This is a genomic window from Advenella kashmirensis WT001 (assembly GCF_000219915.2).
Lineage (GTDB): Bacteria > Pseudomonadota > Gammaproteobacteria > Burkholderiales > Burkholderiaceae_B > Advenella > Advenella kashmirensis.
The window spans coordinates 107,278-130,709 of record NC_017964.1; the positions used below are offsets into that span (position 1 = coordinate 107,278).

The window sequence follows — 23,432 nt, forward strand, 5'->3', positions numbered from 1 at the left end:
ATGGAATTTTTTATTAACAATATGCCACCGATCATGTTTCTGACATTGATCTGTTTCCTGCTGCTGGGGTTTCCTGTCGCATTTACACTGGCCGCCAACGGCATACTGTATGCGTTGCTTGGCATCGTTTTCGGCGAGTTCACTTTTTCCTTCCTGCAGGCACTGCCGGATCGGGTGTTTGGCATCGTATTGAATGATTCGCTTCTGGCGGTGCCCTTTTTCACGCTCATGGGACTAATTCTGGAGCGCTCCGGCATGGCAGAAGACTTGCTGGAAACAATCGGCCAGTTGTTTGGCCCGATTCGTGGTGGGTTGGCCATTGCCGTGGTAGTGGTCGGCGCCATGCTGGCGGCCACCACCGGCGTGGTCTCGGCATCGGTCATATCCATGGGGCTGATATCGCTGCCCATCATGTTGCGTTACGGTTATGACCGCAAGCTGGCAACAGGTGTGATTGCTGCGTCCGGGACGTTGTCACAGATTATCCCACCCTCCCTGGTCTTGATTATTCTGGCCGATCAGCTTGGCCGCTCTATTGGAGATATGTACCGCGGTGCGATGGTGCCCGGCTTTATCCTGGCCGGCGCGTATATTGTATATGTCGTTATCTGTTCGATCATCAAGCCGTCCAGTGCGCCGGCGCTTCCCGAAGAGGCGCGGATCTATCGTGAGCCCAATGGCAAAAGCGGCCTGGCTTCACTGCTGGTACTGTCTGTTATTGCTGCGTTGGGCGCGTGGCTGTTGGGCAACATGCTCCTGACGGAAAAAACGGCAGCCGACGAATTCATCGTTCTGAACATGCTGCTCTGGGGAGTTATTGCATTTGTTATCGCGGCAACCAATAAGGTGCTTCGATTGCAAATGTTGTCGCAAATTGCAGAGCGGGTTGTGTTTGTGATGATTCCGCCTCTGCTGTTGATCTTTCTGGTGCTGGGTACGATTTTCCTGGGTATCGCCACGCCAACCGAGGGCGGTGCCATGGGCGCGGTTGGCGCGATTGTGATGGCGCTGCTGCGGCGGCGCCTGAGCTGGGGGTTGCTCAAGCAGGCAATGGACACCACGACAAAGCTTACCAGTTTCGTGGTATTAATACTGGTCGGCTCAACAATCTTTACCCTGACCTTTACCGGCTTCGGCGGACAGCATTGGGTTGAAGGCCTGTTTGCGTCCCTGCCAGGCGGCCAGACCGGGTTTCTGATCGTGGTCAGTGTAGCCACCTTCTTTCTGGCATTTTTCCTGGATTTCTTTGAGCTGGCCTTTATCATTGTGCCGCTGCTGGGACCCGTTGCCGACAAAATGGGTATTGATCTGATCTGGTTTGGCGTCTTGCTGGCAGTCAATATGCAGACGTCCTTTATGCATCCACCTTTCGGATTCGCGCTGTTTTACCTGCGATCAGTTGCACCTAAAGAAGATTATGTCGACCGTATTACCGGCAAGCTGATCAAGCGGGTTACCACGGGTGAAATCTATCGCGGTTCCATTCCCTTTATCGTGATTCAGTTGCTTATGGTTGCCTCGGTCATGATCTGGCCGGGTATGGTGCTGCATTACAAAGGGACCGGCACGGGAGTGGATCCGGCCACCGTGAAGTTCGACATGGGAACCTCTTACGATTCCGGTGGCTACGGTGCCGATCCCTATGGCAGTGGCTCAGCCACACCAGAGCCTTTCGCAACCAGCCCCGCCAAAAGTCCGCAACAGCAAGCAGAGCCGGCCCCAATATTCAAGTAAGGTCATTTCCAGGATAGGGTGTGCACAACAAATCGGACGTTGTCGCACCGGAATTTAATCAGTATACTGTAATAAAATCAGCAGTTATCACTTAAAGGACAAGGTTCACGCATGACACTGACGCGCAAGATCGCTTTCGAAGAGCACTTTAGTGCCGTGGGATTCGATGATTATTCCAAGGCATTTGTAAAACATATCAATACGCAGGCCAGCAGTGAACTGAATGCACGTCTTGCAGATTTTGACGATACGCGAATCCAGCTCATGGATCAGTACGCGATCGACTATGTGATCCTGTCGCAGACCGGGCCGGGCGTACAAAATGAACCCGATGCAGCAACGGCGGTGCGTCGCAGTCGCCAGAACAACGACTTTCTTGCCGCGCAAATCGATCGCAATCGGGAACGGTTTGGCGGCTTTGCGACATTGCCCATGCAGGATCCGGGCGCTGCGATCGAAGAATTGCGTCGTACTGTGAATGACCTGGGTTTCAAGGGCGCGCTGGTCAATGGCCATACGCACGGTGTCTATTATGACGACCGACAATATGATCCGTTCTGGGAGCAGCTGGAAAAACTGGGTGTGCCGCTTTATCTGCATCCCTTTGATGCCTATGATGTTCCTCACGCCTATAGCGGACACCCCGAGTTGGTGGGCGCGACCTGGGGGTGGGGTGTAGAAGCCGGTACCCACGCATTGCGCCTGTTGTTTGGTGGCGTATTTGATCGTTTCCCTGGAGTGAAGGTCATTCTGGGGCACATGGGCGAAGGATTGCCATTTCAGCGCTGGCGTTTTGACAGTCGCTTTGCCGTTTACCCGCATGGCGTCAGCCTCAAGCAGCAGCCCTCGCAATACATTGGCAGCAATATCCTGATCACCACCTCCGGGGTTTGTTCTCATGCTGCGTTGCAGGGCGCGATTGCAGAGATGGGACCTGAAGCAGTGATGTTCTCTGTCGACTATCCCTACGAGTCTATCGAGCTTGCGGCAAACTTCATTGATACTGCACCGCTGGATGAGCAGACCAAAAAAATGGTGTGCTACGAAAACGCAAAAAAACTGTTTAACCTTTGACCTATCCGGAGAAACGCATGAGCACGTTTATGTATGGTGCCAACGTCCACGCCAATGGAATCCGCCAGCATTATCTGCGGTTTGGCGGGCAGCAGGGCGAACGCAAGGCGCGTCCCAGTATTGTGATCATACCGGGCATTACCAGCCCGGCGGTGACCTGGGCTTTTGTGGGCGAACGCTTTGGTTTGCACTATGACACCTATGTTCTGGATGTGCGCGGTCGTGGATTAAGCGAGGCCAGCGCATCCCTGGATTACAGTCTGGATGCGCAGTCCAGGGATGTCATTGAATTTGCCCGGGAACTGGATTTGAAAGACTACATCATTGTGGGTCATTCCATGGGCGCCCGTATTGGCGCCAGAGCGGCTGCCACGCAGCCGCCGGCCTGAGCAGACTCGTCATGGTGGATCCACCAGTTTCAGGCCCGGGCCGTCGGGCTTATCCGTCCAAGTTACCATGGTATGTCGATTCGATGGCGCTGGCGCGCAAGGGATGCAGCGCGCAGGACATGAAAGCGTTTTGCCCCACGTGGACCGAGGAACAATTGCGACTGCGCGCTCAGTGGCTTCACACTTGTGATGAACGTGCGATTGTGGAAAGTTTCGAAGGTTTTCATGCCGATGATGTTTTTGCTGATTTTCCAAAGATTCGCGTGCCGGTGCTGTTGATAACCGCAGAGCGCGGAGAAGTGGTATTGCCCCAGGACGTAAGGGAAATGGAAGGGTTGTTCGGCGAACTGGCGCATGTGCGGGTGGACAATGCCGGCCATATGATTCCCTGGGATAACGAGGAGGGCTTCTATAAGGCTTTCGGGCAATTTCTGGGACAGCACCTGGTACGCGTTCCGCAAGCTTGCTAGCTTCTTGCACCAAGGGAAGCGCCCGTTGTATTCGTGGTGCCTTCCCCGCATTTTGTGATTGCAACTATACATTGAAAGGAGATGTCCATGGCCGTTAGCGACTATCAACTCATCGCCGCATGGCAGCATGTGCTGACCCTGTCCCGGCTGGAAAAGGGGCAGATTGTTACCATACTGACCAGCACCAACACGCACCCCCAGACCCTGTCGTGTGCCCTGATCGCTGTGCAATCATTGGGCGCCGTTGTTAACCGGCTGGATCTGCCACCTGTCAATGCAGAGAAGTCCCTGAGTCGGGACCCGCTGGCCTATCTGGGAACCACAGCGCTAACAGGTAATCCTGCCGCTATCGCCGCGCTCAAGGCGAGCGATCTGGTGCTTGATCTGATGACCTTGCTGTTTTCGCCGGAGCAGATCGATATTCTGGAGAGCGGCACCAAAATCCTGTTGGCGGTAGAACCGCCGGAAATTCTGGTTCGCTGTCTGCCGACGACAGAAGATCGCGAACGCGTGCTGGCCGCTTCTGCGTTAATTACAAATGCAAAAGAAATGACGGTGGTCTCGGATGCGGGAACCAATCTGCGGTGCCCATTGGGGGAATTTCCCGCCATCAGCGAATATGGATTTGTCGATGAACCCGGTCGCTGGGACCATTGGCCCAGCGGCTTTTCATTGACCTGGCCTAATGAAGGGGGCGCCAATGGCACTATCGTGATTGATGCCGGAGACATCTTGCTGCCGCAGAAATCCTATGTGTCGGCCCCGATTGTGCTCACCGTAAAAAATGGCTATGCGGTAAAAATTGATGGCGGGATCGGGGCCGAGCGACTTGCCGAGTATATGGAAACGTTCAATGATCCTGAGGGATATGCTATTTCGCATATTGGCTGGGGTTTGCAAAAGCGAGCCTATTGGTCAGTGCTTGAACTGTATGACAAGGAACAGACCATAGGTATGGACGCCGGGCGTTTGCAGGCAATTTCCTGTTTTCGCTGGGGCCCAATAATGAAGCAGGTGGCTCGCGTACAACCGCTTGTCACATCGATATTCCCTTGCGTAATTGCACTGTCTGTCTGGACGGGGAGGCGGTCGTGGTAAAGGGCAAATTGCAGGAACATAAACATGGTAAATAATAGCGATTCGGCAGTATATGCTGCCCAGGGTTTTGGCGCAGAGATTCAGTTGAAAGCGCCTTTTGGGCTGTTGATCGTGGACCTGGTCAATGGCTTTGCCGACCCCGCTGTGTTTGGTGGCGGCAATATTCGGGAGGCAATCGACAATACGGTGCCATTGCTGGCCGCTGCGCGCCAGGCCGGTTGGCCAATAGCGCATACGCGCATTGTCTATGCAGATGACGGTTCCGATCACAATGTATTTAGCGCCAAGATCCCGTCCATGCTGACTTTGACAGAGCAGGCGCCTGCCAGCCAAATCGTTCCCGAGTTGACACCCCGGCAGGGTGAACTGGTGGTTCGCAAGAACGTGGCCTCTGCCTTTTTTGGTACATCCCTGGCCGCGTGGCTGACGCATCGCGGTGTGCATACGCTGCTGGTCGCTGGCGCGGTCACCAGCGGATGTATCCGGGCCAGTGTTGTCGACGCCAGCCAGCTGGGGTTTGTTCCGCTGGTTATCGAAGACTGTGTCGGCGATCGTGCACAGGACCCTCACCTGGCCAATCTGTTCGATATGCAGCAAAAGTATGCAACAGTCATGAAAAGAGACCAGGCGCTGACTGCGTTGGGTATTGAAGTGCGTTAACGTTTCGGGGCCGTTCGCAAACGCTTGTGGCTGCATACATAGAAGTAAAAAAAAGAGCACGATTATGTCGTGCTCTTTCAATTTACGTGTGTGTGGAGCCAGCAACTCAGATCGGATACACCAGGCTGTTTGCCAGGATTTCCGTATCGAATATGGCATGTCGCTCTTTGAGCTTGAGCTGCCCGTCTACGTGCACATGGGTGTCATGATACGTGCCGGCAAGATGGACGGTGGATGGGCCTTCAATCAACGTCTGCATCAGCAGAAAATTGGCCTGTGACTCAATTTCACCCACTGCTGTTTCTTCCAGGATACGCAAGTTTGAAACAAGGTGCAGGGTAAAGCGGGGAGCATACATTTGAGTGCGCGAAGTCGCTACAGCACGGTCGTGCATCATGTCACGGCCTTCTGCGTAGATCAGCCCCACCGGCATGCCCAATTCGGCGTTCTCGCGCGACGTAGCGCGATAAAGCCCGTCTTCGGTAAAAAACTCAGGCCACAGTTCAACCTGGTTCTGATCCAGTACAGCACAGTACTCCGCGTGGAAATTTTCTATCTCCGGGCGCAATGCCAACGCCCTTTCAATTGAAATACTCTGGGGCCGGTAGGCAAACGTATGTTTCATTTGCAATTTCCTTTTTTAGATATCCATTACTTTGCGGTAGTACTCATACATGGAGCGTATGGCAGATTCCGAGATCAACGTGTCAGAGGTGCCAACCTTATTTGCATCCAGCTTGATAATGCTGGTATCGGTGGTAGAACGGCGTACCCCCTCCTGAACGAATTTCATCGCTTCGTTATCTTCCAGTCCCAGAAAACCGGCTGGACCCATCAGGTTCCCCTGGCGCAGCCGATGGCGTATGGTTTCCTCGGAGTCGTCTTCGTAGCCAAACATGGTCCATTGCATGATCAGGCTGTTGGGTCCATTAGGGATAATCTGGCGCACGCCCAGGGTATTCATCTCGCGCTGTACGATCAGGTTAGGCCAGATTGTCTGCATGGTAACCGACCACGGAGAATCAAATTCCTTGACATAATTGAGGAAGCGTTCATCTTTGAGTCGCATCGTGTCAACGTAGGAGCGCATTTCCTTTTTGTTTTCTTCGCTGACGCTGGCATATTTGTCTTCGGACTTGGCCGAGGCCATGTAGCCGTGGCGGCCGTGGACGGTGTCGACAAACATTTGTGATTTATTGCCGGCCACCAGCAGCCCGAATACCACCAGGAATGAGTGCAGCAGCGTCGCGTGATAGGGGTCCTTCAGATTCTCGTGATACATTTTCCAGTTGCATGGAAGCTCATTGCGATAGTAGCCCACGACCCGCAGTGGTTTACCCGGAAAAATAACATTGAAATCTTCAAGAATCTCCGGTGTCAGGTATTCCTCTATCGGTTCAACCTGGTCTGAATACGAGGCAAAAATCACACCATGATACGAAGTCACATTCAGTTTTTTCAACCCATGGTCTGCATTTTTGAAGTCACGCGGCATGCCGCCTTCTTTGTTTACGCCTCGTTTGAACGGAATGCCCTGCAAGTCGCCTTTCAGGCTATAAGACCACTGGTGGTAAGGACATACGAATTCGTTGGTATTGCCCTGGTTTTTTCGGCAAAATTCGGCACCCCGGTGGGCGCAGCGATTCTCGAAGACGTTGATGGAGCCATCCTCTGCGCGCGATACCACCACAGGCGTTGCGCCAACATAGGAGCGCTTGAAGTCTCCTGACTTGGGAATTTCAGCTTCCAGGGCAACGAAATTCCAGGTGTTGCCGTGGAAAATGCGTTCCATTTCGCGGTCATAAATGGACTGGCTGGTGTAGACCCAATCGGGGATAGTATGCAGTTTGTCTTCGGGCCAGATGCACTGCTCGGCAGCAATATTCTTGGTGCCCAGTGTTTGGCCAATGACCGTTTGCGACTGAAACATGATTTTTCTCCTGAAATGATCCGGCGGCGCGTCACTTACATGACGGCTGCGGCGGTCGCCTTTTTAACGAATTGCTTGATAGGGATGTCGGTGTTGCTGAAGGCAGCGGGGTCAATAGGCAGTTTCTTTTCCAGAAGATTGCGGATAGCGCGTAATTGACCTGCGGCGTTTACAGCCAGCGCATAATGAGGGATGTTGTCCTTGAGGCCAAGCAGCAAAAATTCCGGCGTGGCGGCATGCGCGTCGATCTCGCCTCGTACCAGAAACTGCAGATCGGCCACAGAAGCGCCCAGCATCTGGATATTGCAGGACAGTTGATCCGTCCAGAACCAGGGAAAGGCGGCGGCCTTTGGCGTGTTACCCAATATGGCATCTGCAGCGATACGAGCCTGTTCGTTGGCGTTCTGCCAGGACTCCATGCGTACGCGTTCGCCGGTTTGCCGATCAACCTGGGTCGTACAGTCGCCTGCCGCAAACACGTTCGAGATATTGGTGCGGCCATGGTTATCAACTTCAATGCCCAGGGTTTGAGGGCAAACCTTCACGCCTGAGCGGATTGCGATCTCCGAATTCGGATTCATGCCAATGGCAACGATCAGATGATCTGCGTTCAATAGGTGACCATTGTCGAGTGTCAATTTCAGCGTGCTGTCTTGCGGGCACTGCTGGCTGGCAGCAATCTTTGTACCCAGGTGCAGGGTGATACCGGCGTGGCGGGCACGTTCCTGTAGCCAATGCGAAAAAAGCAAAGGCGCATTGCGTGTCAAAAGCGCTGGAGCAGCCTCTATCACATCGACAGTCGCGCCCAGGGCGCGCGCAGTAGAGGCAAGCTCCATGCCGAGAAAACCGCCGCCCAGAATGACCACGCGCGCGTCGGCGCGCAAGGCCTGTCGAAGCCGCAGCGCATCATCGGCCGTGCGAATATAGTGCACGCAAGGGCTGCCATAGGGGTAGGCCGGCAGTTGCCGGGCCTGGCCGCCGGTGGCAAGAAGACAATAATCGTAGGAAATCTGCTGGCCGTCCTCAAGCAGGGCAAGGTTTTGCTCAGGATCGATCCGGGTTACCGACTTTCCCAGGATGAGTTCAATCTTTGCCGTGTCGTAGAAATCCTGGGCATGAATACAGATGCTCGAAATATCGGCGCCAGGATCGGCAAGCATGGCCTTGGATAACGGTGGGCGTTCGTAAGCCGGATAAGGCTCCTGGCCGACCACTTTTATGCAGCCGGTAAATGTCAGGCTGCGCAATTGCTGCACTGCCATGGCAGCGGCCTGTCCGTTTCCGACAATCAAGATGGTCTGGTTAGTATTCAGTTCAGGCATTGTTTACCTCTATCGCAGGCAGGGTATGGCATATGTCTTTGGAATGGATGCAGTAAATAGGGTCAGGGAAAACAAACCAGTACTTGGTCATCTTCCTGCCTGACCTCATATACTTTGATGCCGACTGTGGCAGGCGCACTCATTGCCTTGCCGGTTTTCAAACAGAATTGCGCCTGGTGCAGCGGGCACTCAATACAGCCGTCTTCCAGAAAGCCCTCCGACAGCAGGGCGTACTGATGTGTACAAATGTTGTCGCTGACATAGAACTGGTCATCCAGCTTATGCAGGGCAAGCTTATGGCCTTCTATTTCAAAACCGAGAGATTCTTCATTATCCAGCTCATCTGCCTTGTCAATTTTTATCCAGGCCATTATTGTTCCTCGCTAAAATAAATAGAAAAATTCGTGTAGCCGCCGATGTTTTGCAGAGGGCAGCGCAGTAAAAATATTATTCAGTATACTGTATTAAATCATACTACAATATTTTTTCAGGCAACACTCATTTCAGTTGAAATTTTGCTGTTGTGTAAGCCAATTGAATTGATGTTTAAGTTTTTTGACAAAAAATCACCATAAAAATCAATACATTACAGACGTGATTTTTGATTATCAGTATTTACCCTGCTTGATCCACAAAAAAATAATCAGCATACTTGCATAAATGTTGCAGGCGGTTGGTAATTCAATATTCCATTGACAGTCATCTCGTTCCAGGGGAAAAAAATGAAAAGACGCAGTTTCCTGATTAAATCTGCCGGCGTTGGCCTGGCATCAGTGGCGGCAGCGCCAGCAATGGCTCAAACGGCCCCGAAAGTCAAATGGCGCATGTCGGCCGGATGGCCCAAGAACCTGGACGCTATTTATGGCTCGGCGGAAAACATGTGCAAGCGGATCGGCCAACTGACCGAAGGCAAATTTCAGATCGACGTGTTTCAGACCGGGGAAATCGTGCCTTATTCGCAGAACATGGACGCGGTCTCCAATGGAACAGTGGAATGCAATCATGTGCTCAGCACCGCGTTCATCGGAAAGAATCCGGCGCTGGCCTTTGATACCGGCCTGTCGTTCGGCATGAATGCGCGTCAGCACTATTCATGGCTGCACTATGGTGGGGGCATGGATCTTTTGCGCGAAATGTATGCCAAGTCTAATATCGTGAACTTTGCCTGTGGCAACGTTGGCGTGCAGATGGGTGGGTGGTTTCGCAAGGAAATAAAATCTCTGGCCGACTTCAAGGGCCTGAAAATGCGTATTGGCGGTATTGGCGGCATGGTGCTGCTCAAAATGGGCGCTATTGCACAGCAGATTGCGCCTGGGGATATTTACGCGTCGCTGGAAAAGGGTACGATTGACGCTGCAGAATGGATTGGCCCCTATGACGATGAAAAACTGGGCCTGAACAAGGTAGCGCCGTATTACTATACGCCAGGCTGGTTCGAAGGTAGCGCCGCGCTGACCAGTATGGTCAACAAGGCAGCATGGGAAAAACTGCCCGATACATTTAAGATCGCCTTTGAGACGGCCAGCAATGAGCAGTATATGGCCTGCCTGACGCATTATGACGCGCTTAATCCCAAAGCACTGCGCGAGCTCATTGCTCAGGGAGCAAAGCTTAGCCTGTTTCCCAAGGATGTGATGGATGCAGCCTACCAGGCATCGCAAGAACTGTGGGAGGAACTGGCAGGCAAGAATGCCGATTTTGCCAAGATCTATCCGCAGTGGAAGGCCTATCAGAAAGACCAGGCGGCCTGGTTCCGCGTTGCTGAAAGCCCTCTGGATAACTTTACATTCAGGCAATTGAACAAGGACCAGTAAATATTATTGCTGGGCAAAGAGTAGGCAGGATTATGAACGACAGCGAAAAGACCTCGGCGACAGTGAAACCACAGGGTGTTGGGGCACGGCTTCGACGCAAGGAGGACGATCGTCACTTGCAGGGCAAAGGCAATTTTATCGGCAATATGCAACTGCCAGGCTTGCAGGAAGTCGCTTTTCTGCGCAGCCCCATGGCGCATGCCAGATTGCGAGGCATCACGGTTGATGCGCTGGCGCAGGACAATGTGATATTGCGAGACGCGATGGACTGTGAAGACATCTTCGCACCGTCCACGCTGCCAGGGTACCAGAACTCCACCACGCCGCCTTTGGCCAGCGGCAAGGTGCGGCTGGTAGGCGAGGCCGTTGCCATGGCGTTTGGACCTACCCGCGCCGATGCTGAAGATTTCACGGAAATGGTTGAGGTCGATTACGAAGAACTTCCCGTATATGCCAATATGCATGAGGCACGTCAGGCGCAGGATAACTTTGTACATGACAGCTGGAAGAACAATCTGTTTGTACAACTGGCCAACGATGTAAAGTTTGAGCAGTACGCCGCCCAGGCGCAGCGTACCGTCACTCACCGCGTGAGTTTGTCGCGCCAATGCATGCTGCCCATGGAAGGCAAGGCTGTTCTGGCGTACTGGATCATCAGGCCGATCAGCTGGTCGTATACTGTGGAAGCCAGATTCCTCACATGCACCGTACGGGCTTTGCACAGTTCCTTAATCTGGATCAATCACGAATCCGGGTGATTTCTCCTGATGTGGGCGGCGCCTTTGGCTACAAATGCGTGCTCCATCCGGAAGAACTGTGCGTGGCCTGGCTGGCCAAAACCTATAAAAAGGCGTTCCGGTACATGGAAGACCGGCGCGAGCACCTCATCGTTGGGGCCAATACCCGCGAGCACGAATATACGCTGACCGGCCATATCGATAATACAGGCCGTCTTCTGGCACTGGAAGCCGACATTACGGTTGATGCAGGTGCCTACTCCGTCTGGCCCTTTACTGTCGGGCTGGAGGTGGGGCAGGCCCTGGGCAATCTGCCGGGGCCTTATCGGATACAAGGCTATCGGTGCACCACAACCGGTGTGGCGACCAACAAGCCCGGCTTCATGCCTTATCGTGGGGTTGCCCGTACCGGTGTGTGCCTGGCGATCGAACAACTGATGGACGCCATTGCGCGGGAAGTGGGGCGCGAGCCGTGGGAGGTGCGCCTGGATAATCTGGTCCGTGCCGAAGATATGCCTTACGTGAATGTGGCCAACAAACACTACGATGGCGGCGATTATCCGGCAGGTTTGCGCCGAGCACTGGAGATGATCAACGTTCAGGATGTGCGAGCGCGCCAGCAGTCCCGCAAGCCGGGCCAGCCATTGCTGGGCATTGGGGTGGCCACCTATACCGAACAATCTGCCATGGCACTTCCGTATTTGCTGCATGGGGAACCGCCGTCATTCCCGGCTTTGATCAGGCCATGGCGCGCATCTCTGCCGATGGCAGCCTGGAGCTGAGCGTTGGCGTGCACTCGCACGGACAGGGCATGGAAACCAGTTTTGCCCAGATCGCAAATGAAATTCTGGGCATTGATGTATCCAGGATCAACCTGACGCATGGCGACACCGGCCGTACCCCGTTTTCCACGGGGACGTATGCATCGCGCTCTGCGGTAATGTCCGGCGGCGCCGTGTCCCGGGCCTGCAAAGCGCTGTTGCCGCGCCTGTTGCATATCGGCAGCCATATGCTGGGCGTACCCACGGATGAAGTTGAGCTGGTTGACGGGCAGGTGCGTCATGGTCAGCGGCATGTCACCGTCGCTGACATTGCAGATGCGTGGTATATCAATCCCCAGAAGCTGCCTGCCGATGTGGACCCAAGCGGTCTGGAGATCACTGTTGGCTATAAGCCCAAGGTCGATACCGGCAGCTTTACGTATGCATCCTGTGCTGCCGTTATTGCACTGGACCCGCAGACCGGCATCGTGAAAATACTGGATTACGTGGTGGTGGAAGATTGCGGCACGATTCTCAATCCGCTGATTGTCGAAGGCCAGACCATTGGTGGCACGGCGCAGGGAATTGGCACGGCATTGTATGAAGAGATGCCTTATGACGACACGGCCCAGCCACTGGCTTCGACGCTGGCCGATTATCTGATGCCCGGCGCGCCGGAAGTGCCCAATATTCGCATTGAACACACGCAGACGCCGTCGCCCAATACCGAGTTCGGGGCCAAGGGTATGGGAGAGGGCGGGGCGATCGCACCGCCTGCCGTGCTGATGTCTGCTATCAACGACGCTTTAAAAGGACAGAACGTGCTGGTCACGCGCACACCCATGACGCCCCGCCGCATCCTGCAGGCAATGGCGCAGGCTGATCCTGCGAATGCCCGCCAGGATACCGGACAGGGAACAGTCACGGCCAATATCCAGGGGGTCGCATGAAGGCCGCTAAATTTGATTATGCCCGTGTTGATGGTATAGAAGAAGCGCTGACGCTTCTTGATGTGCAAGATATCAATGTCAAGGTACTGGCAGGCAGCCAGTCACTGGGGCCCATGCTTAACCTGCGCCTGGCGCGTCCGCAGAAATTGATCGATATCTCTGCTGCCGCCGCGTTGCGCACCGTGGAAAAACAAAAAAACAGCATTCGAATCGGCGCTGCCGTGACGCATGCCGATATCGAAGATGGGACGCACGAAGCACTGCGCGGTCATATGATGCACTACGTCGCGGGCAGGATTGCCTATCGCGCGGTGCGTAACCGCGGCACCATAGGCGGGAGCCTGGCCCATGCAGATCCGGCCGCAGACTGGGTGCTGGTGTGCAACGTGCTGGATGCGCAATTGGAAATTCGTGCACGCAAGGGCGCTCGCATGGTTCCTGCCAACCGCTATATGCAGGCGGCCTATACCACGGACCTGCAGCCCGAAGAAATGATTGTGGCGGTACACGTGCCACTGTCTTCGCCCGAAGTGCGCTGGGGCTATTACAAATTCGTGCGCAAGGTCGGAGAATTTGCCGAGGCCAGTTGCGCCTGCTATTTCGACCGGGCCAACGCGGTCGCTCGCATCGTGATTGGTGCGCTTGACGGCGCGCCACAATTGCTGCCGGATCTTTCTGTCAGTGCGGCCCGGTACGGTATGGCTGCGGTAACGCCACAGGCAATTGACCAGGCCATTGCACCCCATATGCAAAACAAAGACCCTGCCGAGCGGACATGGTTTCGCACCGTTGTCGAGCGCAGCCTGCGCCAGGCGTTGGGAGAACAAGGAATAACAAATGAGTGAACTCGCACTGCAAGTCAATGGCAAGCAAGTGAGCCAAGATGTGACGCCCCGCACCCATCTGGGGGATTTTCTAAGGGACAACCTGCGTCAGACCGGCACTAACCTGAGTTGCGAGCATGGGGTCTGTGGTTCCTGCACCGTTCTGGTGGATGACAAGCCGGTCCGGTCCTGTATCACATTTGCGGTTGCCTGTGAAGGAAAGAAGGTGACCACCATAGAAGGCTACGACGATGATGCCATCATGCGCATGCTGCGCGGTGCCTTCAATGAATATCATGCCCTGCAATGCGGATTTTGTACGCCGGGCATGCTGGCGACCAGTCGCGACATTGTGCTGCGGCTGCCAGATGCAGACCAGGAGCGGGTACGGATTGAACTGAGCGGCAACATTTGTCGCTGTACGGGCTATCAGGGCATTACGGCAGCGGTGCTGTCTGTGTTGGCCAGACTGAAGGAACAGCCGGACGAGCAGGTGGAGCAATTGCGCGCCGGTTTGCGGCAAAATGCGCCGCGAGAATTTCCTGTCTTCCAGGCCTTCGAGCCGTTTGCTGCGACAAAGCCGGTAAACGTGGCCGCGTCCGTTACCGCCGGCCAGGCGCCTGCGACAGGCAAGCCTGGTGGCGTCAAGGAGGGCAAGGGCACGAGTGTTGAAGGCGGCTTTGATCTTAAGGTGCCGGCCGGGCAAGTATGGACCTTCATGACCGATCTCAAAGCGGTAGCTGGTTGCCTGCCAGGCGCGGTGATCCAGGAACAGGACGGCGACCGGGTCAAGGGCCAGATCGCCATCAAATTCGGTCCCATGGCCGCCGCCTTCAAGGGCAACGCCACGCTGGAGCGTCGGGATGCCGATCGTGTTGCAACGCTGCGCGGTGAGGGTGTGGATTCGCTAAGCAATTCGCGGGCCAGGGGCGATGTGACTTATGCGATCGTGCAAAAAGAGGAACATCTGTGCCGGGTCAACGTATCCCTTGCCTATTCTTTGCAAGGACCATTGGCGCAGTTCTCGCGTTCGGGCCTGGTCCAGGATTTCGTCAAGCGCATGATTGCCGATTTCGGCAAAAACGTGGAGTTCCGATTGCTGAATCCGGATGCGGATGCCAGTGACATTCCGCAATCACACATCAGCCCGTTCAAGTTAATGATGAGTGTGATATGGGGCCGCATCAAGGGATTATTCGGCGTCGGGCGCTAGGCACAGCAAGGCCGCCGGGCAATGCGCCGCGATTGCAGATGTAATGGTTATCCAGAGCTAACACATAACAGGAGCATGCATTAATGAAAGCGTTGTTGAGAAAAGCCCGACAGTGCCTCGTGGCAATGGTGGTATGTAGCTGGGTGCCCATTGCCACAGCGGCCTCCACAGATTTGGCAGTGCGGTTGGACTGGACGCCTGGGCAGTACAGGCGCCGTTTCACCTGGCGATGCAAAAAGGCTGGTTCAAGGCGGCAGGGCTCAATGTTCGAATGGAAGACGGCAATGGCTCTGTCAGTACCGTGCAGATGCTGGGTGCTGGCGATCATTTTGATGTGGGTCATGCGTCACTGGCCGCAATGATGATCGGTCGCGACAAAGGCATGCCCCTGAAAGCCATCGCGCCATTCATGACCAGTACCGACATTGGCGCGCTGGTGCCGTCTGATTCGGATATCGAGGGGCCTGCCCAGCTCAAAGGTAAAAAAGTGCTGTACACGGCCGGATCGCTCGAGGCGCCATTCATTGATTTTTTCCTGAAGGCAGGCAAGCTGAATCGGGCCGACGTGGATTTGCTCAGTGTTGATGCATCGGCCAAGGCAGCCACGTATGCCGTCAAACGTGCCGACGCCGTGATTTCCACCATTCCATTTATTCTGCCCAGCGTCACCCGCCAGCGCCAGTCGCGACCTTTGCCGTTTTCCGCTTACGGTCTGGACATGGTCAGCTTTGGCCTGTTCACCAATGAGAAAAAGCTGGAAGAAAAGAAAGAGGCCATTGGCAAGTTCGCCAGTATTGTCGCTTACGGCTGGCAATACATTATGGACGGACACGAGGCCGAGGCAGTTAACGCCATTGTGGCCCAGCGTCCGCAGGCACGGCTGGACAAAGGTATTCTTGCCGAACAGCTCAATGCGCTCAAGCCCTACTTCCCGCAAAACAGGGAGCAGCAGATTGGCATGGTCAACCCCGATGATTTTAAAAAATCAGTCAGTACACTGCATAAGGTTGGATCGATACAGCACAAGCTTGATCCCGATGAATATTATGTCAGGGACCTGGTTCAACCCATCGCGAATGTTGCACCGGAGATTGTCAAATGAATGCAGCCGGCGTGATCGCAGAGGGTGTATCCAAGCAGTACGGCGGAACCAATCAAACGCAGGCGCTACTGAACGTCAGCGTATCAATCCAGCCTGGTCAGTTCATCAGTATTCTGGGACCAAGCGGTTGTGGCAAGAGCACGTTTCTACGCTGTGTGGCCGGCCTGGAGAAGCTCACTGCGGGATCGTTGCAGGTGGGGCAGGACCCGGTGAAAGGTCCGCCGGATAATATAGGCATGGTATTCCAGCGAGATGCGTTGCTGGAGTGGCGCACGATCCGCAACAATATTCTGCTGCCGGTTGAATTTGCCGGAAAGCGCAAGGAAGATTACCGGCAGCGGGTCGACTCGCTCCTGAGTCTGACCGGACTGGCCGGCTTTGCCGACAGTTATCCGCATGAGCTGTCCGGCGGCATGCGTCAGCGCGCTTCTATTTGCAGGGCGCTGGTGGATGACCCGCGCCTGCTGCTGATGGACGAGCCTTTTGGGGCGCTGGATGCGCTCACCCGCGATCAGATGAATGTCGAGATGCAACGCATCTGGATGCAGACTCGCAATACCACGCTTTTCGTGACTCACGGAATCGCTGAAGCCATTTTCCTTGGCGATGTTGTACTGGTGTTCTGCCCGCGCCCTGGTCGCATCGTCGAAGCCATTCCTGTCGATTTTCCAAGGCCCCGTCCGCTGCAGATCAGGGAATCGGCGGCATTCGGCCAACTGTCTGCGCATATTCGCGGCCTGTTTGAAGGCATGGAGCATTGATGATGAGTGCAATAATGAACTCCGCGCGAAATGGCCTGCATGGCATGATCTCCATGATCGTGCTGATGATCATCTGGGAAATGGTATGCCGCGCCGGGCTGGTCCCGCCTATTATCCTGCCTGCGCCCAGCGATGTGTTCGTTGAATTGTTCCGTGAGGCAGGCTGGTACGCCATGCAGGCATGGCACACCTTGCTGATTACGCTGGCCGGCTTTGCCTGTGCTGTCGCAGGTGGTGTCCTTATTGCCGTTGCATTAGTCAGTTCGCGCTTTTTCGAGCGCTATTTTTACCCTTTGATTATTGCCTTCAATAGCATTCCAAAGGTCGCCCTGGCGCCTCTTTTTGTGATCTGGCTGGGCACCGGTTCTGAACCGAAAATCCTGATTGCTTTCATGATCGCCGTGTTTGCCGTGATCATCGATACGGTCCACGGACTGCGTTCCGTACCGCCTGACCTGATTGACCTGGGGCGTGTGCTCAAGGGCAGTCCACTGGATTTTTCCTGAAGGTAAAACTTCCATCGGCACTACCGTCGATCGTGGCCGGCTTGAAAGTTGCATTGTCGTTGGCCCTGGTAGGCACGATCGTGGGCGAATTTGTCTCTTCCCAGCAGGGACTGGGCTACATTATCATGAGCGCACAGGGAAGTTTTGACACCGTGCGGGTGTTTGCCTCGCTGTTTATTCTGGCGCTGATGGGGATGGCTCTTTACGGCCTGCTGGCGTGGGTGGAGCGCAGGATCATGGCAGGGCGTCGCCGGCATGAATAGGCGGCTGACCGTTATGCCCTGACCGCCCATGATCCATTATCTAAGATCAAACGATAAAGCATAAGATCGGCAAGCCCTGCCATCATGGGCGGCTGCGCCGGGCATTGTTTGGCCATCGGGAGAATGTATTATTGCCAGGATATGGGCCAGGCTGGCGCGTACCAAGCTTCTGAATGGTCCGTGGGAGCGCCGCCGACACGACCAACCCACGAACATGACTTATACAGGCCTGCTACATATCCTTTAACGCCGCCCGCCCATATTGGTTGTTTTCTTCTACCAGCTTGCTAAGCAGCCGTACGAAAATTTCCCGTTCCTCATTGTTCAGCGGTTCCAGCAGTCGTTCCTGAGAACGAATCATCCCTTTGCGCAATTGTTTCATTATGCGAATGCCTTCTTCTGTAATGAAAGACTGGCGTGAACGCCGGTCGTCGGGATTGACCTGCGGCTTACCAGGCCCTTATCAGCCAGACGCTTGATAACATCTGCCGAGGTGGTGCGATCCAGACCCACCTTCAGGCCGATGGATGACTGATCCAGATATTTTTCGTTCAGCAATACCGATAGCACGCCGTGTTGCACGGGCGTGATGTTCTCGTTCTTGCACTCTTCGAAGAACATGGAGTAATGGATTTGATTAAGGCGCCGAACCAGGAATCCTGGCCTGGACCATAGCCCCTGATCATGAAATTTGGTCTTGATTTCGTCTGAATGGTCGGCCGTAGGCAGATCGTCGTTGTCTCTCTTTCTCATTATGCAGTGAACCTTATACTGAAGTGACTTGAAGCGCAGTGCAGGATTGCCCGAGGGGTTGTCCTGACCGCTAAAGTTACCGGTGCCTTTTCGCAATTCTATCGGGAAAATACGGTCTCTGCACTAGCAATAACTACAGTATACTGTCATTATTTTCCGAAAGGAAATCAAATACCTGTCTTGCGCTTGGAGACAGGTCCCGGATGCGACGGGCACCAATGAGAATCTTGCGTTCTGCCCATTGCTCATCCAGCCTGACTCTTACGGTATCGGGTACCCGGTACAGATCCACACAGCCTTCAGGCAGAATGCCAATGCCCATATTGGCGTTGATAAGCAGGCACATGGCGTCATAGCCTGATGTCTCAATATCAATCCTGACATTGGTCGATTCTGCCGCGCGGCATTGATGAGCTGGTAATTGAGCTGGGTGCCTGCTGTAAGCGTAATGTGGCTGTACGCTAGCGTATCCCTGAAAGAAACCCGATCCTGTCGGGCCAGCGGATGTCCGGCAGGCACCAGAACGATTAGTGTATCCTTGCGAAAAAGCGCAACTTCGATATCGTCCTGATAGGGAATTTGAGTGAAGATGCCAATGTCCAGTTTGCCTGCGGCCAGCGCTCTGGTGATGCTCAGGCTGTTTTTCTCTTCCAGATGCAATTGGATATTGGGGTATTTGCCGGTAAAGTCGGCCAGTAACGGAGCCAGAAACTGCGTTATCGCGGTGGGGTTGGCTGCCAGCGTGACGCTGCCGCGCTGGCCTTTGCCAAAATCAATAAGCTGGTGTTCCACTGCCTGTACGCTGTTAAGAATCGCGCGTCCCCGGTACAGCAGTTCCAGGCCAGCCGGTGTTGGCGTCACACCGCGGTTGGTCCGGTTCAGCAGAACCAGGCCAAGCTTGTCTTCCAGTTCCGAAAGGCGGCGGCTGACGGCGGCCGCCGCTATATTTTCCAGTTCTGCTGCGCGACTGATCGTGCCCTCATCAACAACCCGTATAAATAATTTTAATGTGAGCAGATCAATTTTCACGGCACGTTCAGTGGCAGTACGAACCCGCTAGTTGCCCGACAGCAAGAATCCGGCGTTAGGCACCCGCGTTTCCAGGTTGAGAGTTTTCAGCATCTGATAAACCGTGGCTGCGGCAGCGGACAGCACAGGCTTGCCGATTTTGTCTTCAGCTTTCTGGATGGAAGGCAGCGATGGCATTTGCACGCAGGCAGACAGAATGACCGCATCTACACCGTCTATATCCAGGCGTGTCACGTGTTCCAGCAGATTGGCCGGATCCAGGCGACCCACTTCCAGATTATCAGATACTTCCAGGCTGATGGAGTCATGAACACTGATTCCTTCGGCTTCAATGTATTCTATCACGCGCTGTGTGAGCGGCTTCATGTAGGGGGTGATAATGGAGACCTTGCCCAGGTTCTTTTCCTTCAGGCTGTCTACCAGCGCACCGGCCGAGCTCAGGATAGGGATGTTGGTGTTGTTTTCCTGAACCGCTTTTTGCAGACGTGCCTGCGATTGGCGATGATAGCCGTTACCCTGGGCCATGATGGCCACCAGGCAAGCATAGGCCATGACATCCATGCGGGCATCGCTCAATTCGATGGCACAACGGTCGCTGGCCTGATCCATCGCCGTCAGTTCCTCTGGTGTAACGCTCATCATGCGCATGCGTGCAGAGTGAAACGTAAAGGTTTCGTTGGGGAACAGTTGGCGACGCGCGTTCAGCATGGCCGGGATTTCGGTTTCCATGGTGGTATTGGAACTGGGCACAATCTGGCCGATTCGGTAGTTTCTCATTTCTGACCCTTTAAAATCATTGAAAAATTGATTGTAATCAGGCATTTAAATTAACCAAATCAACCATTTACTATGGAGCCATCGCATTTTGCGATGGCTGAACGGGCGGGATCGAAGACCTATTAGCGGCAGCAAACTTCAGGCGATTATCTCGTGATAACGCTGTATAATTTGCATATACAAATGTATATGCTTAACGGAGGTTTTTATGACAGTACTGCGAAAGTTGGACCCCGCATTGGCAAGAGAAGCCAGGCTTTTTCGCAATAATAAAAGCCAGGCGGTTCGCATCCCCGCAGACTTTGAATTACCAGGTAAAAGGGTTTTAATTCACCGGGAAGGGGACAAATTAATCATTGAGCCGATTCAACATAAAAACCTGGTCGAAGTGCTGGCAGCGCTCGAGCCGCTTGCTCCCGAGGATCAGTTTCCGCAAGTCGATGACACACTCCTGCCGCTCAAGGATACCGATCTGTGAGTAAACTTTACATGCTCGATACGAATATCGTATCTGAATTAGCCAGAAACCCTCAGGGCAAGACTGCCCAGCAGATTGCAATTGCTGGCGCTGAAACCATTTGCGTCAGCATCATCACAGCCTGCGAATTACGATATGGTTGTGCGAGAAAAAAGTCGCCCCGGTTGTCAGCACAGATCGAAGCAATTCTTGGGAGTGTACAAGTGCTTGCATTTGATGTGCCCGCCGATACTGAGTATGGCGTGATACGTGAACAACTGGAAGCTGCGGGGAAACCTATCGGCCCAAACGATCTACTGATTGCAGCACACGCCTATGCTATTGGAGCCATACTAGTGACGGGCAATGTCAGCGAGTTTGGTCGCATTCAAGGCTTGCAGATAGAAAACTGGCTATAACGTAGCAGTCTCTGGCGTGCGTGCAAGGCAGTCATCGTAATCAAGTGCGGACAAGACATGGGTAGTCTTATCCCAACTGCAATTCCTCTGGTGCTCAAAGCAATGCAAAACACGATTTCTCTTTCCTCTCTAGGCCCCAGAATCTGCATCCTGGGGCCGTCAAACAGTGGGAAATCTACCCTGGCCACAGCCATTGCCCGCAAAGGTGACCTGAGGCCGGTGCATCTGGATCAGCTTTTTCATGAACCCAATACCGATTGGGTACCTCGCCCGGCAGCAACGTTTTCTGCACTGCATGAAGAGGCTATCGCGGGCGAGCGCTGGGTGATGGACGGCAATTATTCCAAGTACATGCCGCAGCGTTTCGAGCGGGCGACAGGTATTATTTTGCTGAACGTGCACACGGCGACCAGCCTGTTCCGTTACTTGCGTCGTACACTATTGGAGCGTGAACGTCATGGAGCCTGGAAGCGCTCAGGATAGCCTCAAATGGGAGATGATCCGTCATATTGCAGTTGTCACGCCAGGAAACCACAAACGTTATACGAAAATGCTTGAGCAAATTGCGTTGCCTACCGTATCGCTCCCGTCGGTGCGTGCCATTAATGACGTTTACCGGCAATGGGGGCTGCGCAGTCAGCATCGTGACTGAGCGTCAGATCCATCTGTTGTGCGCCGGCTATTGGTCCGTTGCGGCGGCAGGTGAAAAGTATCCGGCCATTAACTGCTCCATTAGCAGCACACGTTTGCTGTTTCGATTGAGGTTTCGCAATAGCCTGATAGCCTGGCTTGAAGTGGCCTTAGCTGTTTGGATTTTTAGTCGATCAATACATTCTATCGGAGGATATATGTTCAGAAACGTATTACTGAGTTCAGCTTTGGCCTGCACCATGGTATTCGCATACCCTGGTAACGAGAGTTACGCTGCAACGCAAGGCGATATGAACCAGGCCGCCAATACCGACTATAAAAAAGCAGATGCGCGCTTGAACAAGGTTTATCGGGAAGTGTTAAATAAGCTTGAGGCTTCCCAAAAGACCGACTTGAAAGCAGCCCAGAACGCCTGGATCCAGTACCGTGATCTGGACTGCAAATTCCAGAGCTCGGGAGCGCAAGGGGGTTCCATACAGGCGATGCTCGTCGCTGGTTGCCTGACGGATAAGACAAAAGCCCGGGCCGACGAACTCAATACGCTGCTTCAATGCCAGGAAGGTGATGTCTCGTGCGTGACTGCACCTTGATAACCGGCGCTGCCGTGAACGGTTGATGGGCGCGCCAGCCATTTCGCCCGTGTTTTAGTCGGCCATTCGAGCAAGGGTGGGCAGCGTGCTTTCGTGTCAGATCGGGAAAGACACATGCAAAAATTCTCATCGAAAACTCAGTATCGTCGCCTTCTGCCTGGCGATGTAGCACTGCTGCGTCAATTGAATTTACTGTTTAGCCGGGCATTTGACGATCCCGTCAGTTATGAGAGCAAGCCTGCGACTAATACCTACTTGACGGATTTTCTGGCCAAGGACCATGTTGCTGTTTTCGTCGCTTTAAACGATGGGCATGTGCTGGGTGGTCTGGTGGCTTATGCGCTGGACAAGTTCGAGATGGCGCGGCGGGAGTATTACATCTATGATCTTGCTGTGGACGCCGGATATCGCAGGCAGGGTATTGCTACCGCGCTTATCCGGCATTTATGTGAGTTTGCGGCAGACCACGCCGGCTGGGTTGTCTATGTGCAGGCCGACAGGGCGATGCGCCGGCCATTGCACTGTATAACAAACTGGGTGTGCAGGAGCAGGTACTGCATTTTGATATTCCGGTGCCGATTCGAAAAAAATAACCAAGAAGAGTAGGCCAAATTGTTCAACGATACGGACGCTGCACTAGATTAGTTAACGCCCCTGATCATAACGATCCGATCATGAGTGCGCAGGATGCGCTGTATGAATCATGCTTATTCCGATCTTATGCCCTGTATGGCTGTATAAGCGAAATCATATGACGCATATCGGCTGTATTTTTCCAAGGTCCAGCGCCCATTTTCCTTCCGAACATTAAGAATGTTATTAATCTGTAAATTAGGTTTAACGCTGCCTTTATCGGTACTAGGATAACAACTATAGACTTCTTTTGAACATCGTCCCAACATGACATTTGTCATAAGGATAGGAGGTACAAATGGTCTGGCACACAGTATTTTTCTTTGTTCTGACAGTTATATCCGCCATACTGGGCTTTGGAGGGTTTCTAGGCTGGGGAGCGTTGGTGGCGCAGATTCTGTTTATCATATTTCTGGTACTCACCTTGCTCACTATTTTTATCCGCAAGAAGCGCTAGGGTGATTCTAGAAAAAGGGATTCATAAAAACTCAGGCACCCGGTAGGGTGCCTTTGCT

At 53.8% G+C, this 23,432-nt stretch carries 20 protein-coding genes and 6 pseudogenes; 19 read left to right on the top strand and 7 right to left on the bottom strand.

Annotated features, from left to right (window positions below; translation table 11 throughout):
• The 5 genes and pseudogenes from TKWG_RS00500 to TKWG_RS00520 all read left to right on the top strand — a co-directional run bounded on the left by TKWG_RS00500 (position 1) and on the right by TKWG_RS00520 (position 5,425).
• On the top strand, positions 1-1,734 hold the full coding sequence (locus tag TKWG_RS00500; protein ID WP_014748924.1) for a TRAP transporter large permease: 1,734 nt from the start codon (positions 1-3) through the stop codon (positions 1,732-1,734).
• Between the two features lie 111 nt (positions 1,735-1,845).
• Positions 1,846-2,808 (top strand): amidohydrolase family protein, encoded by a 963-nt coding sequence (locus TKWG_RS00505; RefSeq protein ID WP_014748925.1) that lies wholly within the window; start codon positions 1,846-1,848, stop codon positions 2,806-2,808.
• A 17-nt stretch (positions 2,809-2,825) separates the two neighbouring features.
• Positions 2,826-3,667, top strand: a pseudogene (locus TKWG_RS00510) (alpha/beta fold hydrolase).
• 87 nt (positions 3,668-3,754) lie between these two features.
• Positions 3,755-4,800, top strand: a pseudogene (locus TKWG_RS00515) (peptidase M29 family protein).
• Positions 4,790-5,425 carry an isochorismatase family protein gene (locus TKWG_RS00520; protein WP_014748929.1) on the top strand — a complete coding sequence of 212 codons (636 nt, stop codon included), beginning with the start codon at positions 4,790-4,792 and terminating at the stop codon, positions 5,423-5,425. Before TKWG_RS00515 ends, TKWG_RS00520 begins: the two are co-directional and overlap by 11 nt.
• A gap of 106 nt (positions 5,426-5,531) precedes the next feature.
• Here the strand turns inward: TKWG_RS00520 and TKWG_RS00525 are convergent, their stop codons facing one another.
• From TKWG_RS00525 to TKWG_RS00540, 4 genes are all read right to left on the bottom strand, one after another.
• The gene (locus TKWG_RS00525) at positions 5,532-6,050 is read right to left on the bottom strand and encodes an aromatic-ring-hydroxylating dioxygenase subunit beta (protein WP_014748930.1); all 519 of its coding nucleotides are present in this window, start codon (positions 6,048-6,050) and stop codon (positions 5,532-5,534) included.
• Positions 6,051-6,065: 15 nt separating this feature from the next.
• The gene (locus tag TKWG_RS00530) at positions 6,066-7,355 is read right to left on the bottom strand and encodes an aromatic ring-hydroxylating dioxygenase subunit alpha (RefSeq protein ID WP_014748931.1); all 1,290 of its coding nucleotides are present in this window, start codon (positions 7,353-7,355) and stop codon (positions 6,066-6,068) included.
• Between the two features lie 35 nt (positions 7,356-7,390).
• Positions 7,391-8,677 carry an NAD(P)/FAD-dependent oxidoreductase gene (locus TKWG_RS00535; RefSeq protein WP_014748932.1) on the bottom strand — a complete coding sequence of 429 codons (1,287 nt, stop codon included), beginning with the start codon at positions 8,675-8,677 and terminating at the stop codon, positions 7,391-7,393.
• Positions 8,678-8,739: 62 nt separating this feature from the next.
• Positions 8,740-9,048: a non-heme iron oxygenase ferredoxin subunit gene (locus TKWG_RS00540; protein ID WP_014748933.1), complete on the bottom strand. Its 309-nt coding sequence runs from the start codon at positions 9,046-9,048 to the stop codon at positions 8,740-8,742.
• Positions 9,049-9,399: 351 nt separating this feature from the next.
• Here TKWG_RS00540 and TKWG_RS00545 point away from each other — a divergent pair, with 351 nt between their 5' ends.
• The 7 genes and pseudogenes from TKWG_RS00545 (at position 9,400) to TKWG_RS25645 (ending at position 17,608) form a co-directional block, all read left to right on the top strand.
• A complete protein-coding gene (locus tag TKWG_RS00545) occupies positions 9,400-10,491 on the top strand; it encodes a TRAP transporter substrate-binding protein (protein ID WP_014748934.1) in 1,092 nt (363 codons plus the stop codon).
• A gap of 32 nt (positions 10,492-10,523) precedes the next feature.
• Positions 10,524-12,939 (top strand): annotated as a pseudogene (locus TKWG_RS00550) (xanthine dehydrogenase family protein molybdopterin-binding subunit).
• Complete coding sequence (locus tag TKWG_RS00555; RefSeq protein ID WP_014748935.1) at positions 12,936-13,784, top strand: FAD binding domain-containing protein; 849 nt, start codon at positions 12,936-12,938, stop codon at positions 13,782-13,784. The pseudogene TKWG_RS00550 and the gene TKWG_RS00555 overlap by 4 nt, the downstream one beginning before the upstream one ends.
• Positions 13,777-14,976, top strand: coding sequence for a xanthine dehydrogenase family Fe-S subunit (locus TKWG_RS00560; RefSeq protein WP_014748936.1), 1,200 nt, complete (start codon positions 13,777-13,779; stop codon positions 14,974-14,976). Before TKWG_RS00555 ends, TKWG_RS00560 begins: the two co-directional genes overlap by 8 nt.
• A 229-nt stretch (positions 14,977-15,205) precedes the next feature.
• Positions 15,206-16,078: an ABC transporter substrate-binding protein gene (locus TKWG_RS00565; protein ID WP_014748937.1), complete on the top strand. Its 873-nt coding sequence runs from the start codon at positions 15,206-15,208 to the stop codon at positions 16,076-16,078.
• Positions 16,075-16,839, top strand: coding sequence for an ABC transporter ATP-binding protein (locus TKWG_RS00570; RefSeq protein WP_014748938.1), 765 nt, complete (start codon positions 16,075-16,077; stop codon positions 16,837-16,839). The genes TKWG_RS00565 and TKWG_RS00570 overlap by 4 nt, the downstream gene beginning before the upstream one ends.
• Positions 16,840-16,892: 53 nt before the next feature.
• A pseudogene (locus tag TKWG_RS25645) lies at positions 16,893-17,608 on the top strand (ABC transporter permease).
• Positions 17,609-17,840: 232 nt separating this feature from the next.
• Here TKWG_RS25645 and TKWG_RS00580 read toward each other — a convergent pair.
• The 3 genes and pseudogenes from TKWG_RS00580 to TKWG_RS00590 all read right to left on the bottom strand — a co-directional run bounded on the left by TKWG_RS00580 (position 17,841) and on the right by TKWG_RS00590 (position 20,167).
• A pseudogene (locus TKWG_RS00580) lies at positions 17,841-18,361 on the bottom strand (MarR family winged helix-turn-helix transcriptional regulator).
• A 133-nt stretch (positions 18,362-18,494) separates the two neighbouring features.
• Positions 18,495-19,390: pseudogene (locus tag TKWG_RS00585) on the bottom strand (LysR substrate-binding domain-containing protein).
• A gap of 27 nt (positions 19,391-19,417) precedes the next feature.
• Positions 19,418-20,167 carry a maleate cis-trans isomerase family protein gene (locus TKWG_RS00590; RefSeq protein WP_041709709.1) on the bottom strand — a complete coding sequence of 250 codons (750 nt, stop codon included), beginning with the start codon at positions 20,165-20,167 and terminating at the stop codon, positions 19,418-19,420.
• A gap of 238 nt (positions 20,168-20,405) precedes the next feature.
• Between TKWG_RS00590 and TKWG_RS00595 the strand changes: the two genes are divergently transcribed.
• From TKWG_RS00595 to TKWG_RS22115, 7 genes are all read left to right on the top strand, one after another.
• A complete protein-coding gene (locus TKWG_RS00595; RefSeq protein ID WP_322786583.1) occupies positions 20,406-20,645 on the top strand; it encodes an antitoxin in 240 nt (79 codons plus the stop codon).
• The gene (locus tag TKWG_RS00600; protein ID WP_014748941.1) at positions 20,642-21,043 is read left to right on the top strand and encodes a type II toxin-antitoxin system VapC family toxin; all 402 of its coding nucleotides are present in this window, start codon (positions 20,642-20,644) and stop codon (positions 21,041-21,043) included. Before TKWG_RS00595 ends, TKWG_RS00600 begins: the two co-directional genes overlap by 4 nt.
• A gap of 102 nt (positions 21,044-21,145) precedes the next feature.
• A complete protein-coding gene (locus TKWG_RS24240; protein WP_238534274.1) occupies positions 21,146-21,526 on the top strand; it encodes a P-loop NTPase family protein in 381 nt (126 codons plus the stop codon).
• Positions 21,501-21,695 (top strand): hypothetical protein, encoded by a 195-nt coding sequence (locus TKWG_RS24245; protein WP_238534275.1) that lies wholly within the window; start codon positions 21,501-21,503, stop codon positions 21,693-21,695. The genes TKWG_RS24240 and TKWG_RS24245 overlap by 26 nt, the downstream gene beginning before the upstream one ends.
• Complete coding sequence (locus TKWG_RS00610; protein WP_202947753.1) at positions 21,688-22,284, top strand: lysozyme inhibitor LprI family protein; 597 nt, start codon at positions 21,688-21,690, stop codon at positions 22,282-22,284. Before TKWG_RS24245 ends, TKWG_RS00610 begins: the two co-directional genes overlap by 8 nt.
• A 114-nt stretch (positions 22,285-22,398) precedes the next feature.
• Complete coding sequence (locus TKWG_RS26785; RefSeq protein WP_014748944.1) at positions 22,399-22,890, top strand: GNAT family N-acetyltransferase; 492 nt, start codon at positions 22,399-22,401, stop codon at positions 22,888-22,890.
• A gap of 325 nt (positions 22,891-23,215) precedes the next feature.
• Entirely contained in the window at positions 23,216-23,374 is a 159-nt protein-coding gene (locus TKWG_RS22115) for a DUF1328 family protein (protein WP_041708838.1), read from the top strand.
• The last annotated feature ends 58 nt before the right edge of the window (positions 23,375-23,432 follow it).

Excerpts from the sequence above, each read along its gene's own strand:
- TKWG_RS00500 (WP_014748924.1), top strand. The coding sequence starts at position 1 with ATGGAATTTTTTATTAACAATATGCCACCGATCATGTTTCTGACATTG.
- TKWG_RS00505 (WP_014748925.1), top strand. The coding sequence starts at position 1,846 with ATGACACTGACGCGCAAGATCGCTTTCGAAGAGCACTTTAGTGCCGTG.
- TKWG_RS00520 (WP_014748929.1), top strand. The coding sequence starts at position 4,790 with ATGGTAAATAATAGCGATTCGGCAGTATATGCTGCCCAGGGTTTTGGC.
- TKWG_RS00525 (WP_014748930.1), bottom strand. The coding sequence starts at position 6,050 with ATGAAACATACGTTTGCCTACCGGCCCCAGAGTATTTCAATTGAAAGG.
- TKWG_RS00530 (WP_014748931.1), bottom strand. The coding sequence starts at position 7,355 with ATGTTTCAGTCGCAAACGGTCATTGGCCAAACACTGGGCACCAAGAAT.
- TKWG_RS00535 (WP_014748932.1), bottom strand. The coding sequence starts at position 8,677 with ATGCCTGAACTGAATACTAACCAGACCATCTTGATTGTCGGAAACGGA.
- TKWG_RS00540 (WP_014748933.1), bottom strand. The coding sequence starts at position 9,048 with ATGGCCTGGATAAAAATTGACAAGGCAGATGAGCTGGATAATGAAGAA.
- TKWG_RS00545 (WP_014748934.1), top strand. The coding sequence starts at position 9,400 with ATGAAAAGACGCAGTTTCCTGATTAAATCTGCCGGCGTTGGCCTGGCA.
- TKWG_RS00555 (WP_014748935.1), top strand. The coding sequence starts at position 12,936 with ATGAAGGCCGCTAAATTTGATTATGCCCGTGTTGATGGTATAGAAGAA.
- TKWG_RS00560 (WP_014748936.1), top strand. The coding sequence starts at position 13,777 with ATGAGTGAACTCGCACTGCAAGTCAATGGCAAGCAAGTGAGCCAAGAT.
- TKWG_RS00565 (WP_014748937.1), top strand. The coding sequence starts at position 15,206 with ATGCAAAAAGGCTGGTTCAAGGCGGCAGGGCTCAATGTTCGAATGGAA.
- TKWG_RS00570 (WP_014748938.1), top strand. The coding sequence starts at position 16,075 with ATGAATGCAGCCGGCGTGATCGCAGAGGGTGTATCCAAGCAGTACGGC.
- TKWG_RS00590 (WP_041709709.1), bottom strand. The coding sequence starts at position 20,167 with ATGAGAAACTACCGAATCGGCCAGATTGTGCCCAGTTCCAATACCACC.
- TKWG_RS24240 (WP_238534274.1), top strand. The coding sequence starts at position 21,146 with ATGCAAAACACGATTTCTCTTTCCTCTCTAGGCCCCAGAATCTGCATC.
- TKWG_RS24245 (WP_238534275.1), top strand. The coding sequence starts at position 21,501 with ATGGAGCCTGGAAGCGCTCAGGATAGCCTCAAATGGGAGATGATCCGT.
- TKWG_RS26785 (WP_014748944.1), top strand. The coding sequence starts at position 22,399 with ATGCAAAAATTCTCATCGAAAACTCAGTATCGTCGCCTTCTGCCTGGC.
- TKWG_RS22115 (WP_041708838.1), top strand. The coding sequence starts at position 23,216 with ATGGTCTGGCACACAGTATTTTTCTTTGTTCTGACAGTTATATCCGCC.